This window comes from Pseudomonas fluorescens NCIMB 11764, assembly GCF_000293885.2.
GTDB classification, from domain to species: Bacteria; Pseudomonadota; Gammaproteobacteria; order Pseudomonadales; family Pseudomonadaceae; genus Aquipseudomonas; species Aquipseudomonas fluorescens_B.
Genome location: NZ_CP010945.1, coordinates 1,761,595 through 1,777,528, shown reverse-complemented (window position 1 = coordinate 1,777,528; position 15,934 = coordinate 1,761,595). Strand labels below are relative to the sequence as shown.

15 protein-coding genes are annotated in these 15,934 nt (G+C 61.4%); 5 read left to right on the top strand and 10 right to left on the bottom strand.

The features are described from left to right. Positions 1-55: 55 nt before the first annotated feature. The 5 genes from miaA to B723_RS08100 are packed head-to-tail and all read right to left on the bottom strand — an operon-like array spanning position 56 to position 6,319. Complete coding sequence (miaA, locus tag B723_RS08120) at positions 56-1,027, bottom strand: tRNA (adenosine(37)-N6)-dimethylallyltransferase MiaA (protein WP_017336252.1); 972 nt, start codon at positions 1,025-1,027, stop codon at positions 56-58. Beyond that, positions 1,027-2,937: a DNA mismatch repair endonuclease MutL gene (gene mutL, locus B723_RS08115; RefSeq protein WP_017336251.1), complete on the bottom strand. Its 1,911-nt coding sequence runs from the start codon at positions 2,935-2,937 to the stop codon at positions 1,027-1,029. Before mutL ends, miaA begins: the two co-directional genes overlap by 1 nt. Beyond that, positions 2,934-4,313 carry an N-acetylmuramoyl-L-alanine amidase gene (locus B723_RS08110; RefSeq protein ID WP_414878231.1) on the bottom strand — a complete coding sequence of 460 codons (1,380 nt, stop codon included), beginning with the start codon at positions 4,311-4,313 and terminating at the stop codon, positions 2,934-2,936. The genes mutL and B723_RS08110 overlap by 4 nt, the downstream gene beginning before the upstream one ends. 48 nt (positions 4,314-4,361) lie before the next feature. After that, on the bottom strand, positions 4,362-4,832 hold the full coding sequence (gene tsaE / locus B723_RS08105) for a tRNA (adenosine(37)-N6)-threonylcarbamoyltransferase complex ATPase subunit type 1 TsaE (protein WP_017336249.1): 471 nt from the start codon (positions 4,830-4,832) through the stop codon (positions 4,362-4,364). After that, the gene (locus tag B723_RS08100) at positions 4,820-6,319 is read right to left on the bottom strand and encodes a bifunctional ADP-dependent NAD(P)H-hydrate dehydratase/NAD(P)H-hydrate epimerase (protein ID WP_017336248.1); all 1,500 of its coding nucleotides are present in this window, start codon (positions 6,317-6,319) and stop codon (positions 4,820-4,822) included. The genes tsaE and B723_RS08100 overlap by 13 nt, the downstream gene beginning before the upstream one ends. 63 nt (positions 6,320-6,382) lie before the next feature. Here B723_RS08100 and queG point away from each other — a divergent pair, with 63 nt between their 5' ends. After that, positions 6,383-7,462, top strand: coding sequence for a tRNA epoxyqueuosine(34) reductase QueG (gene queG / locus B723_RS08095; protein WP_017336247.1), 1,080 nt, complete (start codon positions 6,383-6,385; stop codon positions 7,460-7,462). Here the strand turns inward: queG and B723_RS08090 are convergent. Then, positions 7,444-8,055 (bottom strand): trimeric intracellular cation channel family protein, encoded by a 612-nt coding sequence (locus B723_RS08090; protein ID WP_017336246.1) that lies wholly within the window; start codon positions 8,053-8,055, stop codon positions 7,444-7,446. The genes queG and B723_RS08090 overlap by 19 nt on opposite strands. Positions 8,056-8,287: 232 nt before the next feature. Next, positions 8,288-8,830, bottom strand: coding sequence for an oligoribonuclease (gene orn, locus B723_RS08085; RefSeq protein WP_007995036.1), 543 nt, complete (start codon positions 8,828-8,830; stop codon positions 8,288-8,290). A gap of 107 nt (positions 8,831-8,937) precedes the next feature. Between orn and rsgA the strand changes: the two genes are divergently transcribed. Beyond that, entirely contained in the window at positions 8,938-9,969 is a 1,032-nt protein-coding gene (gene rsgA, locus B723_RS08080) for a small ribosomal subunit biogenesis GTPase RsgA (protein WP_017336245.1), read from the top strand. Positions 9,970-10,023: 54 nt separating this feature from the next. On the opposite strand, the gene motB is transcribed toward rsgA, so the two are convergent. Together motB and motA are read right to left on the bottom strand one after the other, a co-directional pair. Next, positions 10,024-11,046, bottom strand: a complete 1,023-nt coding sequence (gene motB / locus B723_RS08075) for a flagellar motor protein MotB (RefSeq protein WP_017336244.1) — start codon at positions 11,044-11,046, stop codon at positions 10,024-10,026. 3 nt (positions 11,047-11,049) lie between these two features. After that, positions 11,050-11,901, bottom strand: a complete 852-nt coding sequence (gene motA / locus B723_RS08070) for a flagellar motor stator protein MotA (RefSeq protein WP_017336243.1) — start codon at positions 11,899-11,901, stop codon at positions 11,050-11,052. A 166-nt stretch (positions 11,902-12,067) separates the two neighbouring features. Between motA and B723_RS08065 the strand changes: the two genes are divergently transcribed. From B723_RS08065 to asd, 3 genes are read left to right on the top strand one after another with little or no spacing between them, the layout of a single operon-like run. Further along, positions 12,068-13,606, top strand: a complete 1,539-nt coding sequence (locus tag B723_RS08065; protein WP_017336242.1) for an HDOD domain-containing protein — start codon at positions 12,068-12,070, stop codon at positions 13,604-13,606. 39 nt (positions 13,607-13,645) lie between these two features. Then, positions 13,646-14,461, top strand: coding sequence for a rhodanese-like domain-containing protein (locus B723_RS08060; RefSeq protein WP_017336241.1), 816 nt, complete (start codon positions 13,646-13,648; stop codon positions 14,459-14,461). Positions 14,462-14,479: 18 nt separating this feature from the next. Beyond that, on the top strand, positions 14,480-15,340 hold the full coding sequence (gene asd, locus B723_RS08055; RefSeq protein WP_008040415.1) for an archaetidylserine decarboxylase: 861 nt from the start codon (positions 14,480-14,482) through the stop codon (positions 15,338-15,340). A 57-nt stretch (positions 15,341-15,397) separates the two neighbouring features. Here the strand turns inward: asd and B723_RS08050 are convergent, their stop codons facing one another. Beyond that, the gene (locus tag B723_RS08050; protein WP_031318316.1) at positions 15,398-15,799 is read right to left on the bottom strand and encodes a lectin OAA family protein; all 402 of its coding nucleotides are present in this window, start codon (positions 15,797-15,799) and stop codon (positions 15,398-15,400) included. Positions 15,800-15,934 lie beyond the last annotated feature (135 nt).

Below are 15,934 nucleotides of genomic sequence, written 5' to 3'. Positions count from 1 at the left end.
AAACAGATGGCTTGTGGCCGTCACACCCCCAAGGATAGACGGCAATTGCAAGGACTCAGCTCAATATGGAGATGGTCCCCAGGTATTTCAAGGCGCGCGGCAGATTGTCGCAATCCAGGCTGTCCAGCCAGTGTAAATCAGCCCAACTGCGCAGCCAGGTGAACTGACGCTTTGCCAATTGGCGCGTGGCAATGATTCCACGCTCCTGCATCTCGGCTTGCGTCAGCTTGCCATCCAGGTAGTCCCAGACTTGTCGGTAGCCTACCGCACGTATAGACGGCAACCCTGAATGCAGGTCACTTCGCTCACGCAGGGCTACGACCTCGTCAATGAATCCCTGTTCCAACATTAAAGTGAATCTTTGTTTAATTCGCTCGTGCAGTACCTGGCGATTTGCCGGAGCAATGGCCAAGTTCGCGACAGTATAGGGCAATTGTTGCAGTCCCGAAGCGGCTGCTTCAGTACTTTGCGCACTTTGTCGCTGCCGCAGCTCGGTCATGCTCTGACCACTGACGCGATAAACTTCCAGTGCTCGACTCAGGCGCTGGGGATCGTTCGGGTGAATACGTGCGGCGGATTGCGGGTCGATGAGTGCCAATTGGTCATGCAGGGCTTGCCAGCCAAGGCGTGCGGCTTCTTCTTCGATCTGCGCGCGGACTTCAGGATCCGCGGCTGGCATGTCCGCCAGACCTTCAACCAAAGCCTTGTAATAGAGCATTGTGCCACCCACCAGCAGCGGAATTTTTCCGCGTGCGGTGATGTCGGCCATGGCTTCGAGGGCGTCACGGCGGAAATCCGCAGCGGAATAGCTCTCTGCCGGATCGAGAATGTCGATCAGACGGTGGGGGAATTCGGCCAGAATCTCTTTCGAGGGCTTGGCGGTGCCGATGTCCATGCCGCGATAGACCAGCGCCGAATCGACACTGATCAACTCGCAAGGCAAGACTTTGGTGAGCTCGATGGCCAGGTCGGTCTTGCCCGCTGCTGTCGGGCCCATCAGGAAAATCGCAGGAGGGAGCTGGCTCATCAACGACCGCGCAGGAACAGTTTGTCCAGATCGTCCAGGCCCAATTGGGTCCAGGTCGGCCGGCCATGGTTACATTGACCGCTGCGCTCGGTGTTTTCCATATCACGCAGCAGACCGTTCATTTCCGGCAGGGCCAGACGCCGATTCGCCCGAATCGCGCCGTGGCAGGCCATGGTGCCGAGCAATTCGTTCAGGTGCGCCTGAATCCGGTCGCTGGTGCCGTATTCCATCAAATCCGACAACACGTCGCTCACCAATCGATTGGCTTCCGCCTGCTTGAGCAAGGCTGGAATCTGCCGGATGGCCAGCGTTTCCGGGCCCAGACGCTGCAATTCAAAGCCCAGACGCTGGAACCACGCGACGTTTTCTTCGGCGCAGTCACCTTCGCGCTCGCTCACAGCCAAAGACTCCGGCACCAACAACGGTTGACCGCTCAGGCCTTCGCTGGCCATGGCGACTTTCAGGCGTTCATACATGATCCGCTCGTGCGCGGCGTGCATGTCCACCAGCACCAGGCCCTGGGCGTTTTCCGAAAGAATGTAGATGCCTTTGAGCTGCGCCAGCGCATAACCCAGCGGAGGAATATCGTCCTGACCGGCCGGAAGTGCGACGGCGTTGGCTTCAGGCAACGGCGCAAAAAATTCACGATACGCCGCCTGGGCTTCAGCCGCAGGCACGCCCGACTGGGGACGCGCCGTGTACTGATACTGATAACCGGCGCCAGCGCCGGAACCCGCAGCGGTGTTGAATGACGGTTGTGCCTGAGGCTGTTCCAGCAGCGCATTGGCCGCCAGGCGCATTTCGCCTTGGGGACCGAATTCCCCCGCATCGATGCCGGTCGGGCGAACAATGGCCGTCGCCACCGGCGCCGCCAAATGATCATCCGGCCGTACATCGCCCAAAGCGCGGTGCAAGGTGCCATAAAGAAAATCGTGAACCATGCGTCCGTCACGGAAGCGTACTTCGTGTTTGGTCGGGTGCACGTTGACGTCGACACCGGCCGGATCGACTTCGAAAAACAGCACGAACGTCGGGTGCCGACCATTGAACAGCACGTCGCGATACGCCTGGCGCACCGCGTGAGCCACCAGTTTGTCGCGTACGGCACGGCCGTTGACGAAGAAATACTGCAAGTCCGCCTGGCTGCGGTTGAACGTCGGCAAGCCAACCCAACCCCATAAATGCAGACCATTGCGCTCGATCTCGATCGGCAGCGCCTGTTCGAGAAAACCCGAACCGCAAATCGCCGCCACTCGCCGCGCACGGGCCGCGTCATCATGGGCTTCGTGCAGGCTGAGGATGGTTTTGCCGTTGTGGCGCAAATGGAACGCCACGTCGAAGCGCGCCAGGGCCAGACGCTTGATCACTTCCTGGAGGTGATCGAATTCGGTTTTTTCGGTCTTGAGGAATTTGCGCCGCGCCGGAGTGTTGAAAAACAGGTCACGCACTTCCACCGAAGTACCCACCGGGTGAGCGGCCGGTTGCACGCGGGGCGCCATGTCCCGGCCTTCGGTTTCAACCTGCCAGGCCTGATCGGCATCGCGGGTGCGGGACGTCAGGGTCAGGCGCGCCACGGAACTGATCGAGGCGAGTGCTTCACCGCGAAACCCGAGGCTCATGACCTGTTCGAGATCTTCCAGGTTGCGGATCTTGCTGGTGGCGTGTCGCGCCAGGGCCAGTGGCAGGTCATCGGCAGAAATGCCGCTGCCATCGTCGCGCACCCGCAGCAGCTTGACGCCGCCCTGCTCGACATCGACATCGATGCGCCTGGCGCCGGAGTCGAGGCTGTTTTCCAGCAACTCCTTGATCACCGAAGCGGGACGCTCAACCACCTCACCGGCGGCAATCTGGTTCGCCAGTCGCGGGCTGAGGAGCTCGATGCGAGCGCTGTTGATCACGGCCTGATTCATTCTTTGGACGCCAGTTCAGTGCCGGGAATGGTCAGGGTCTGACCGATTTTCAGCTCGTCACTTTTGAGATTGTTGGCACTGCGCAAGGTGGCCGGGGACACCTGATAACGCACGGCAATCATCGCCAGGGTTTCGCCCGGGTTGACCCGGTGATCCCGTGGGCCCTGGGCGATCTTGCCGGAATCACGCAACCAGGCAATGTAAGTGCCCGGCGGTGGATTCTGCTGGAAGAACTGACGCACGCCGCTGCTGATCGAGCGCGCCAGCGCTTGCTGGTGGCTGGCCGCCGCGAGTTTCGACGCTTCGTTGGCGTTGGAGATGAATCCGGTTTCCACCAGGATCGACGGGATGTCCGGCGATTTCAGCACCATGAAACCGGCTTGTTCCACGCGCTGTTTGTGCAGTGGCGTCACGCGACCGATGTTGCTCAGCACTTTTTGGCCAACGTTCAGGCTGGAGGTCAGGGACGCGGTCATCGACAGGTCGAGCAGAACGCCTGCGAGCATTCGGTCCTTGTCGTCGAGGCTGACGTTGCCGGCACCGCCGATCAAGTCGGAACGGTTTTCGCTGTCGGCCAGCCAGCGGGCTGTTTCAGACGTGGCGCCGCGATCCGACAAGGCGAACACCGACGCACCGAACGCAGCCGCCGAAGGCGCGGCGTCGGCGTGGATGGAGACAAAGAGGTCGGCGCCCTTCTTACGGGCGATTTCGGTACGGCCACGCAACGGGATGAAGTAGTCACCGGTGCGGGTCAGTTCGGCGCGGAAGCCCTTCATGCCGTTGACCTGACGCTGCAATTCGCGGGCGATGGCCAGCACCACGTCTTTTTCACGCTGGCCGCGAGAGCCGGAGGCGCCCGGGTCCTCACCGCCGTGGCCGGCATCGATGACCACGATGATGTCGCGCTTGCCAGCCGGAGCGGGCGGCAATTTGACCGGTGGATCTACCGGGGTGACCGGGACCGGTGCCACGGTCGCCACGTTGGTCGGCGGCGGGATCGGCGCGGCGTCGGCGGCGTTATCGAACAGATCGACCACCAGGCGATTGCCGTACTGGGCGTTCGGCGCCAGGGTGAAGCTTTTTGGCGTGACGGCTTTTTTCAGGTCGATGACCACACGCAAGTCGGTCGGCGTGCGTTGGGCCGAACGCATGGCGGTGATGGGCGTATTCGAAGCATTGACGTTCAGTGGTGCGCCGAGGGACGCGCCATTGATGTCGATAACCAGTCGATCCGGGGATGTCAGGGTGAAAACGCTGTGCTGCACCGGCCCGGTCAGGTCGAACACCAACCGTGTGTTGTCCGGCGCCCGCCACAGGCGAACGCTGTTGACCTTTGTTTCAGCCACAGCGTCGACGGTCACCGCCAAAAACAACATCCCTACGGCAGCTACCATCGCGCGAAAGCGCATACCTGACCCCATCATTTAATTGGATTCCAATGCCAAAGCGGCACACCACGACTCGCCACGCGAGCCCTGGGACAAAATTTTCAGCGAACGCCCGCTGCCTTGCGGGCTAATGGTAATGGTCAGGTCGGGCTTTGGCAAAAAGCCTGCACCTTTGCGGGGCCATTCGATCAGGCATAACGCGTCGTCTTCGAAGTAGTCGCGGATGCCGAGGTACTCCAGTTCTTCAGGGTCGACCAAGCGATAGAGATCGAAATGGAAGGCGCGGATGTCACCGATCTCGTAGGGCTCGACCAGCGTGAAGGTCGGACTTTTAACCGCGCCTACATGCCCTAGGCCCCGGATGATGCCCCGCGACAGCGTGGTCTTGCCCGCCCCCAGATCCCCTTCCAGAAAAATCAGACCGTGCCCTTGAGTGGTTTTTGCGATGCGCTCGCCAAATGCGGTCATCGCCTCTTCATCAGCCAGGTACAGGGTTACTTCAGACACGGTGCTTGCTCCTCCAACAACTGACGAATGGCTGGAATCAGATCACTGGCCGCCAGCCCACGGCCCGATTTACCTTGTTGCGCACCGGCATTGGCGTGCAGCCAGACCGCCAGGCAAGCGGCGTCGTACGCATTCATGCCTTGCGCCAGCAATGCGCCAACCAATCCAGCCAGCACATCGCCCAGACCAGCGGTGGCCATGGCCGGGTGGCCTTGATGACACAACGCCAGGCGCCCGTCGGGACTGGCGATCAGGCTGCCGGCGCCTTTCAGAATCACGACAGCTGTGTATTTTTTGCTCAATGCGTGAGCGGCGGACGGACGGTCAGCCTGAACTTCAGCGGTACTTATCCCGAGCAACCGCGCCGCCTCCCCTGGATGCGGGGTGATCACGCAGTCCATGGGCAAGCTCACATGTTGTTCGGCCAGCAGGTTCAGCGCGTCGGCGTCCCATACCTGCGGCAACGGCGCATTGGCCGCCGCCGACAACAGACTGCGCCCCCACGAAGCCTGCCCCAGGCCCGGCCCCACTACCAGCACGGAAACCTTTTGCAGCAATCCCATCAACTGATTGGCTGACGAAGTGCCCACTACCATGGCTTCGGGGATTCGGGCGAGTGCTGCGGGCACATGCTCGCTGCGGGTGGCCACCGAAACCATGCCGGCCCCACTGCGCAGGGCACTTTGCGCGCTCAACAAAATGGCACCGCCAAAGCCGCGATCCCCGCCGATCAACAAAACATGGCCGAATTTGCCTTTATGGGCAGTCGGCGCGCGATCCGCCAAACGCGGCAATTTGCCGGCCGTCAGGCGACGCGCACTGACGCCAATCCCGTTGTACGACTCGGGAGAAGCCTGCAGATCATTGAAAACCAACTCACCCACCACGTCCGCCGCTTCGCCCGTGAACAGTCCCAACTTCAAACCGATGAAGGTCACGGTCAGATTCGCCCGAACGGCCACGCCGAGCACACGCCCTGTATCGGCACACAGTCCCGAAGGAATGTCCACGGCAGCAACCGGCAGATCGCTGGCATTGATCGCGGCGATGACACTGGCGTAAGGCTCTCGCACCTCGCCTGTCAGACCGGTGCCCAGCAAGGCGTCCAACACGACACCGCGCAAATCGGATTGCGCGCTCCAGGCTTGAACGGCAACGCCTTCGGACAGGGCCTCGGCGTGGGCCAACCCGGCATCGCCCTGCAAACGCTGAGGATCACCCGCCGCCAATACGCGCACATGCCAACCGGCACGCCGGGCCAACACCGCCACCAGATAGCCATCACCGGCGTTATTGCCTTGACCGGCGACTACCGTCAGCTCGTTGGCCGTCGGCCACTGTCGGACCAGCGCACGCCAGGTCGCCCGTGCTGCACGGTGCATCAATTCGAAGCCCGGCGTACCCGCCGCAATCAGGCTCGCATCGAGGGCTCGCACTTGTGCGGCGCTGTACAGCGCGTCGGGTAAATCATCTTTAGTGTGCGGCATGCGTCTTCGGGCTCCGATGTCTGGCAGAATTATACGCACCTCAGCTCCGGTTTCTCTCGCCTCATGCCTGCTATTACCACAGACCTGCCCGCCCTCGCCCAATCCATCAAGGACTGGGGCCGCGAGCTGGGCTTTCAGCAAGTCGGCATCAGCGGCCTGGACCTGGCCGAGCATGAACAGCACCTGGAGCGCTGGCTTGCGGCCGGCTACCACGGCGAAATGGACTACATGGGTGCCCACGGCACTAAACGCTCACACCCGGAAGAGCTCGTGCCCGGTACGCTTCGGGTGGTGTCCCTGCGCATGGATTACCTGCCGGGTGATACTGAAATGGCCAAACGCCTCGCCCAACCGGAAAAAGCCTACGTGTCGCGTTATGCCTTGGGCCGCGATTACCACAAATTGATCCGTAAACGTGTGCAACAACTGGCAGAAAAGATTCAGGCGGTCATCGGCCCGTTCGGCTACCGCGCGTTTGTCGACAGTGCGCCGGTGCTGGAAAAAGCCATAGCGGAACAGGCGGGCCTTGGATGGATCGGCAAAAATACCCTGGTCTTGAATCGCAAGGCCGGCAGTTATTTCTTCCTCAGTGAGCTGTTTGTCGACTTGCCGCTGCCCGTCGACCCGCCCCACAGCACCGAACATTGCGGCCGCTGCACCGCGTGCCTCGACATCTGCCCGACCAACGCCTTTGTCGGCCCTTATGTGCTGGATGCCCGTCGCTGCATTTCCTACCTGACCATCGAACTGAAAAGCGCGATCCCCGAAGACTTGCGGCCATTGATCGGCAATCGGGTCTTCGGCTGCGACGACTGCCAGATCGTCTGCCCGTGGAACCGCTTCGCTCGCCCGTCCGGCGAAAGCGACTTCAAGCCACGGCACAATCTGGACAACGCCGAACTGGCGGAGCTGTTTATGTGGGACGAAGACAAGTTCCTCAGCAGCACTGAAGGCTCGCCGTTACGGCGTGCCGGTTATGAGCGCTGGTTGCGGAATCTGGCGGTGGGCCTGGGGAATGCGCCGTCGAGCATTCCGGTGCTGGAAGCGTTGAAGGCGCGGCGCGAGTATCCGTCGGAACTGGTTCGCGAGCATGTGGAATGGGCGTTGAAGCAACACGCCGAACGTCAGGCTTCGTCGTTATAAACGAATTTCGGCATTTCCCAGTGGAAACGAATCGCCAACAACCTCAGCAGGAAGCCGCCGAACAGGGTGATCAGAATTGCCTGTTCTCCCGGCACGTTCAAATACAGGCACAGCATGTAGCACCACGCCGCCGCGAACGACACGCTGGCGTAGAGTTCGCGACGGAAGATCAGCGGGATGTCGTTACAGAAGATGTCGCGCAGGATGCCGCCGAATACCCCGGTGATCACGCCGCTGACCGAGGCCACCAGCATGCCGTGGCCCATTTCCAGGGCAGTCATGCAACCGATCAGGGTGAACGCCACCAGGCCCACGGCGTCGAGCACCAGAAACAGTGAGCGCAAGTGACGCATCCAGCGCGCAGCGAAGACCGTGAACATGGCTGCAATCGATGTCAGCACCAGGTATTCCGGGTGTTTCACCCACGTCAGCGGGTAATGGCCGAGCAGCACGTCACGCACCGAACCACCGCCCAACGCCGTGATGCAGGCGATCAGCACCACGCCGAACCAGTCCATGCCCCGACGACCGGCAGACAGGGCACCGGTCATGGCTTCGGCGGTAATGGCGATCAGGTAAAGCATCAGCAACATGGTGGCGGTCCTTGCAGGAAGGCGCGCAGTCTAGCCATTTAGTCCCGGCACCAAAAGAGGGCAAGAACAGACACTGAGTACCTGTGGCGAGGACACTTGCTCCCGCTGGGCCGCGACGCGGCCCCAAAACCAGACACCTTGCTCTTTCAGATGTACCGCATCGACTGGGTTGCGACTGCTTCGCAGCCGAGCGGGAGCAAGCCCCCTCGCCACAAAAGCCCTCCGCCGCCAATCAGAACTTGATGAAATGCTTGCGGTAATGCTGCAACTCGGCGATGGATTCGCGGATGTCGTCCAACGCCAGGTGGGTGCTGCCTTTCTTGAAGCTGTCGCGCACGTCCGGCGCCCAGCGAGCGGCCAGTTCTTTCAGGGTCGAGACGTCGAGGTTGCGGTAGTGGAAATAGCTTTCCAGGGATTTCATGTGGGTATAAAGGAAGCGACGGTCCTGGCAAATGCTGTTGCCACAGATCGGCGACTTACCCTTCGGCACCCACTTCTCCAGGAAGGCAATGGTCTCGGCTTCCGCTTCGGCCATGCTGATGCGGCTGTCGCGCACGCGCTGGGTCAGGCCCGAACCGCCGTGCTGACGGGTGTTCCACTCGTCCATGCCGGCGAGGATTTCATCACTGTGATGGATCGCGATCACCGGCCCTTCGGCCAAGGTGTTCAGATCGCTGTCGGTGACGATGGTGGCCATCTCGATGATGACGTCGGTATCAGGGTTCAGACCGGTCATTTCCAGGTCGATCCAGATCAGATTCTGCGGGTTTTGCATGTGTCGGCTCCTAGGCAATGCTGCGCAGTTTAGCCTAGGCCGGTGGCCGGGCGTGCTAAACTCGCGGCCGTTTTACCTAATCGCTGCATTCTTGATACGGAACACCCATGGCCAAACGCCAACTCAATCGTCGTCAAAACTGGCGCATCGAAAAGATTCAGGGCGAACGCGCTGCACGCGCCGCCAAACGCGAGTCCTCGGCTGTCGAGGCACTCGAAGGTGGCGACCTGGGTCCGGAACAGACCGGCCTGGTGATCGCGCACTTCGGTGTGCAGGTCGAAGTCGAAGCCCTCGATGGCGATTTGGCCGGACAGGTGTTCCGCTGCCACTTGCGTGCCAACCTGCCGGCGCTGGTGACCGGCGATCAGGTGGTCTGGCGTGCCGGCAACCAGGGCATCGGTGTGATCGTGGCGCAACTGCCGCGCAAGACCGAACTCTGCCGTCCGGACAGCCGTGGCCAGCTCAAGCCCGTAGCCGCTAACGTCGACATGATCGTCATCGTCTTCGCGCCACTGCCCGAGCCTCACGCCAACCTGATCGACCGCTATCTGGTCGCGGCGGAGCATGCCGGGATTCGGCCGCTGCTGCTGCTCAACAAATTCGACCTGATCGACGAGCAGAACGCCCCGGCGCTGAATGCCTTGCTCGCGGTTTACCGCACGCTGGGTTATCCGGTCCTCGAAGTGTCGGCGCACCATGGCAATGGCATGGAACAACTTCAGGAACAGCTGGACGGGCGCATCAGCGTGTTCGTCGGCCAGTCCGGCGTCGGCAAGTCGTCGCTGGTCAACAGCCTGCTGCCGGAAGTCGACACCCGCGTCGGCCCGTTGTCCGAGCTGTCCGGCCAGGGCACTCACACCACCACCACCGCGCGGTTGTTCCACTTCCCCGGTGGCGGAGAGCTGATCGACTCCCCGGGTATTCGTGAGTTCGGCCTCGGCCACGTCAGCCGCGCCGACGTCGAAGCCGGCTTCATCGAGTTCAACGACCTGATCGGCACCTGCCGCTTCCGCGACTGCAAGCACGACCGCGAGCCGGGTTGCGCATTGCTCAAGGCATTGGAAGAAGGCCGCGTGCAGCAGCAACGGATGAACAGCTATCGCTCGATCATCGCGAGTTTGCCGGAGAGCAGTTACTAAGCCGCTTCCTGCAGAGACAAAAAAGCCGCGATCATCTCGCGGCTTTTTTGTGCGTCATTGTTTCGGCGGGTCTGTTGGCTTGGGATCATCAAACAGATTCAACCGCTCACGAAGCTCATGCGCCGGCAACGGCTCTTTATCCGCCGGCAACGCGTTCGGATCAGCTGGCGTGGCAGGCACCTCACCCGGGCCACCCTGCCCCTGGGTCGGCTCTGGCGTCGGTTCCGCGCCTTGCGAACCTTCGATGGCACGCTGGGCTTTCTTGGTCAGCACGACAATGTCGATTCGGCGGTTGACCGGGTTGAGCGGGTTCTCGCGATCGAACAAGGCCGACGAGGCATAACCGACCACTCGTGCGATCTGCTGTTCCGGATAACTGCCGGCCACCAGCGCACGGCGTGCGGCGTTGGCCCGGTTGGCCGAAAGCTCCCAGTTACCGAAGTCACCAGTGCCCGAGTACGGCTTGGCATCGGTGTGGCCGCTGATGCTGATCTTGTTCGGCACCGCTTTGATGGTGTCGGCCATGGCCAGCAGGATGTCTTCGAAGTAAGGCTTGAGACGCGCTGAACCCGAGTCGAACATCGGGCGGTTTTCGGCGTCCACGATCTGGATGCGCAAACCGTCCGGCGTGATCTCGAACAGGATCTGGTCCTTGAATTTCTTCAGCTGCGGGTTCTCTTCGACCTTGTTCTGCAATTCTTGCAGCAACAGTTCGAGGCGTTCCTTCTCCACCATCTCAGCCATGCCTTCGACCTGTTCGGCGTCGACAGTCACCTTGTCCGGCTGCGGCTGGGACTTCACCTCAGGGTTGAGGGTGTTTTCCGGCGCCAGGGTCGGCGTGCCGCCCAGGTCGATGATGTAAGGCGTGCCGCTTTCGGAAAAGCCGACCGGGTCCTTGAAGTAACCGGCGATGGCGATCTTCTGTTCCGGTGTTGCGGTAGACAGCAGCCACAGCACCAGGAAGAACGCCATCATCGCCGTCGCGAAGTCGGCGAAGGCGATTTTCCAGGCGCCCCCGTGATGCCCGCCGGCGATGCGCTTGACGCGCTTGATGATTATCGGCTGATTGTTTTCCATGGCTTAGCGACCGCGAACCGCTTGTTCCAGCTCAGCGAAGCTAGGACGGTGCGCCGGGTACAGAACCTTGCGCCCGAACTCTACCGCCAGCGATGGCGGCATGCCGGAAGCCGAAGCCACCAGCGAAGCCTTGATGGCTTCGTAGACGTTCAGTTCTTCCTTGGCATCGTGGGCCAGGGAATGGGCCAGCGGACCGAAGAAACCGTAGGCGGCCAAAATACCGAAGAACGTACCGACCAGTGCCGCACCGACGTGCAGACCGATGGATTTCTGGTCGCCTTCGCCCAGGGACGCCATGGTCACCACGATACCCAATACCGCCGCAACGATACCGAAACCGGGCATGGCGTCGGCGATGCCGTTCACCGCGTGGGAGGGGTGCTCCAGGTCTTCCTTGAGATTGTAGAGTTCCATGTCGAACAGGCCTTCCAGCTCATGGGGAGCCATGTTGCCGGAGGACATGATGCGCAGGTAATCGCAGATGAACGCGGTCATGCGCTCGTCCTTGAGCACCGACGGGTACTTGGCGAAGATGGGACTCGCAGCGGCATCTTCGATGTCGCCTTCGATGGCCATCATGCCTTCGCGGCGGCTCTTGTTGAGGATCTCGTAGATCAGGCCCAACACTTCAAGGTAGTAGCCGTGATTGAACCGCGACCCGAACATGCTCAAGGACTTCTTGAGCACGTGCAGGGTCATGTAACCGGGGTTGGCCTGGAGGAATGCGCCAAGGGCCGCACCACCGATGATCAACACCTCGAAGGGTTGAATCAGGGCTGCAATCTTGCCGTGGGAGAGCACGTATCCGCCGAGCACGCTCGCGAATACGACGATGATGCCGATTATTTTAGCCATAGGTAGGAGAGCACTTACTGAGTCGGGTTCAAGGTCATATTCGGAAGTTAAAAAATCTCTTCTTCTACTTATCGGCAAAACTGCGCCAGACTATAGCCAGTTCAGGCGAAAAGCCAATTTGGCCCGCTCCAGGCATAGGTAATGCAGACGATGGTCGCGTCCAGACATGGCTAACGAAACGAACGTCCCAACTCCAAAACCCACCACACTCGAAGGCTGGGTCAAGCTTCTTGACGGTGTGCGCCTGCCGGTTCCGCAGGCCAGTCACGACCGTGTCTGCAAAGCCATCCGCGACGATCGCAGTTCCCTGCGCGATATCGCCGAGTTGATGCAGGACAGCCCCGCCCTGGCCTTGAGCGTGATCCGCGAAGCCAACCGGCACACCCACGGCAGCATGACCGAGCCGGCGGAAAACCTCGAGGTGGCGATCAATCGCCTCGGTTTGAAGCGCACCGAAGAACTGCTCGCCCGGTTGCCCGCGGAACCTGAGTCGCAAATCCCCGTGGCCCTGCGTCAGTTGCAGATGATCAGTCAGCACGCGACGCAACAGGCCAACGGTTTTTTCGCCGCTCGCCTGGCGCGGCTGTGGCAGGACATCCACTGGGGCAGCCTGCTGTTTCTTTCGCCGCTGTGGCCCATGGCGTTGACCCATCCGCAGCTGCTTGAAGAATGGGAACTGCGGGTCATCCATAAAGGCGAGTCGGCCCGCAACGTCGAGAAACAATTGTTCGGCGTTCGCCTGCTGGAAATCGCTCAGGCGCTGGTGGATATCTGGCACCTGCCGATCTGGGTGCAGCAGGGTTACAAGTTGTTGCTCAACGAGCAGCGGGAACTGGTGAAAGTCCTGCGCATCGCCCGCGACAGCGATCATCCATTGCGCCAGCAGAACCGTCTTGATGACGATCCGACCCTTCGCCGCTGGCTCAATCAACCGGCCAACACCGTGTTGCTGTCCAACGGTCTGGCGCTGTCGGCGCAACAGGCCTGGGACAGTCCGCACAGCGAACGCTGGCAGTACCTGACCAGCCTTTACCTGCAAATGCCGATGGACGAAGTGCAGCAACAATTGCACCAGCAGGCCGCCAACAGTGCGCGTCAACACGCCATGCCCGACCTCTGGCACCCAGCCGTTGCGCTGCTCTGGCCGTGGGGCATGAACCGCGTTCACGCCGGACTGCTGCCAGCCCCGGCACCGACCGCCGAAGACCTGGCCAAGTGGCGCGCACAATGCGCCGAACTGCTGGTAGAGCCGAGTCGTTTCACCAATGCCATGCACTTGACCAACTCGGCCCGTGACGCGCTGGTCGCGTGCGGCATGCGTCGGGTGATGATCCTGATGGCCGACCGCACGCACGCCAATCTGCGCGTGCACCAGATCGCCGGGTTGCCGAAAGAAGCCGCGGGCCTGAATTTCGTGGTCAGCCAAAGCACCGTACTGCAACGCCTGCTTTCGCAACAGGCGCAGGTGCGCCTGTCTCCGGCCAACAACGCGCAATTTTCGGCCCTGCTGCCGGCCGGCCTGCGTTCGCAGTTCGGTGGCGAACACCTGCTGTTGCGCTCGCTGGTCAACAACGGCCGCGTGATCATGATCGTCGTGGCGGATCAGGGGGGCGGGCCGTTCTCGGAAATCACCGTGCAGGCCTTTGGCAAAACCGCGCAGTGCATCGAGAAAGCCCTGCACAGCTTTAGCCATCGCGGCCAATGACCCGCTACAATCCTCCCCTTTATGCCCTGGAGACCTCACATGTCTGACTTCTCTGGCTTGCCGCTGGTGATCGAGCCGAGCGACTTGCTCGCCCGTCTCGACGCCCGCGAACTGATTCTGGTGGACCTGACCAGCAGTGCCCGCTATGCCGAAGGGCATATTCCCGGTGCGCGTTTTGTCGATCCGAAACGCACGCAACTCGGACAGCCGCCGGCGCCAGGCTTGATGCCGCCGCACGCGGCACTCGAAGCGTTGTTCGGTGAGCTGGGCCACAACCCCGACGCGGTCTACGTCGTGTATGACGACGAAGGCGGCGGTTGGGCCGGGCGTTTTATCTGGCTGCTGGACGTCATCGGCCACAGCAAGTACCACTATGTCGATGGCGGCCTTACGGCGTGGCTGGCAGAAGGCTTGCCCATGTCGATCCAGATCCCTCCCGCGGTCGGCGGCCCGGTTGCCCTGACCCTGCACGATGAACCCACCGCCACCCGCGAGTACCTGCAAAGCCGCCTCGGTGCCCCCGACCTGGCGATCTGGGACGCGCGCGGGCCGCTGGAGTACTCCGGCGAGAAAGTCCTGGCGGCCAAGGCCGGACACATTCCCGGCGCGGTCAATTTCGAATGGACCGCGGGCATGGACCGGGCGCGGAACCTGCGCATCCGTACCGACATGCCGCAGATCCTCGAACAACTCGGGATCAGCAAAGACAAAGAAGTGATTACCCACTGCCAGACTCACCACCGTTCTGGTTTCACCTATCTGGTGGCCAAGTCCCTCGGTTATCCGCGGGTCAAAGGCTACGCCGGCTCCTGGGGCGAATGGGGCAACCATCCCGATACGCCTGTAGAGATTTAAGGTTTTTAAGGACAGTTAATGAATAAGCGTTTGTTTATCCTCAGCCAATACCTGCTGCCCCACCACTTGCTCTCGCGACTGGCCGGCTGCATCGCCGAATGCCGCGTGCGCTGGTTCAAGAATGCGTTCACCGCGTGGTTCGCCAAGCGCTATCAGGTGGACATGTCCCAGGCCCTGGTCGAAGACCTGACCGCCTACGAGCACTTCAACGCGTTCTTCACCCGCGCGTTGAAAGACGGCGCTCGTCCGCTGGACGAAACCCCGGGCGCGATCCTCAGCCCGGCCGACGGCGCGGTCAGCCAGCTCGGTCCGATCGAACACGGTCGCGTGTTCCAGGCCAAGGGCCACAGCTTCAGCGTGCTGGAGTTGCTGGGCGGTGACGCTGCCAACGCAGCGCCGTTCATGGGCGGTGATTTCGCGACCATTTACCTGTCACCGAAGGACTATCACCGCGTGCACATGCCGCTGGCCGGCACATTGCGCGAGATGGTCTACATTCCAGGCCGGATTTTCTCGGTCAATCAGACCACCGCTGAAAACGTTCCGGAATTGTTTGCCCGCAACGAGCGTGTGGCGTGCATTTTCGACACCGAGCGCGGGCCGATGGCCGTGGTGCTGGTGGGCGCGATGATCGTCGCATCGATCGAAACCGTCTGGGCGGGCCTGGTGACGCCACCGAAGCGCGAGCTGAAAACCTTCCGCTACGACGAAGCGGCTCGTGCGCCGATCCACCTGGAAAAAGGTGCGGAACTGGGTCGTTTCAAGCTGGGTTCGACGGCTGTAGTGCTGTTCGGCCCTGATCAAGTGCAGTGGGCTGAAGAACTGGCGGCCGGTTCGCCGGTGCAGATGGGCCAGGGCATGGGCCTGCCAAAAGCCTGATCCCCTGATCCGAACCCCACGAACGTCTTCGTGGGGTCGGACATTTCGGTGGTGCCCCTACTCTATCTGTCCACGAAAACCGATCGGTCCTTCGTTGGCGTAGGTATTGGTGCCACTGAGGTTTTTCCCTCCATCACTGGAGGTCACGCTCAACGCGACAACGTTCTGATTGTCCCGCCCCCCGATGACCCACTTGCCACCCGGATGCCATGGAGCGTCGTTACCGCCCCACTGGTTTTCAACGTTGTACTGGTTCTGGCCCGTGCGCTGAGCCTTGAAGCCAATGGGACCTTCACCCGCGTACGTCATGGTGCCGGTGAAGCTCTTGCCGCCATCGCTCGACTTGATCTCGATCGCGACAACCTTCTGGTTGTCCCGCGCGCCTAACGTCCAGTCTCCGCCCGGATGCCAGGGTGCAGAACTACCGCCCCATTGATTTGCCACTACGTATCTAGACATAAACTTCATCTCCTTGAAGTTACGAGAGACCTGCCCGGCACAGGCAGCAGGCCGTACGACCGTGCGTATCCAGTCGCACGTCTGTCAGATTAGTAGCACACTCGAACCTCACTCGGCTGACAGACAAACGGTCGC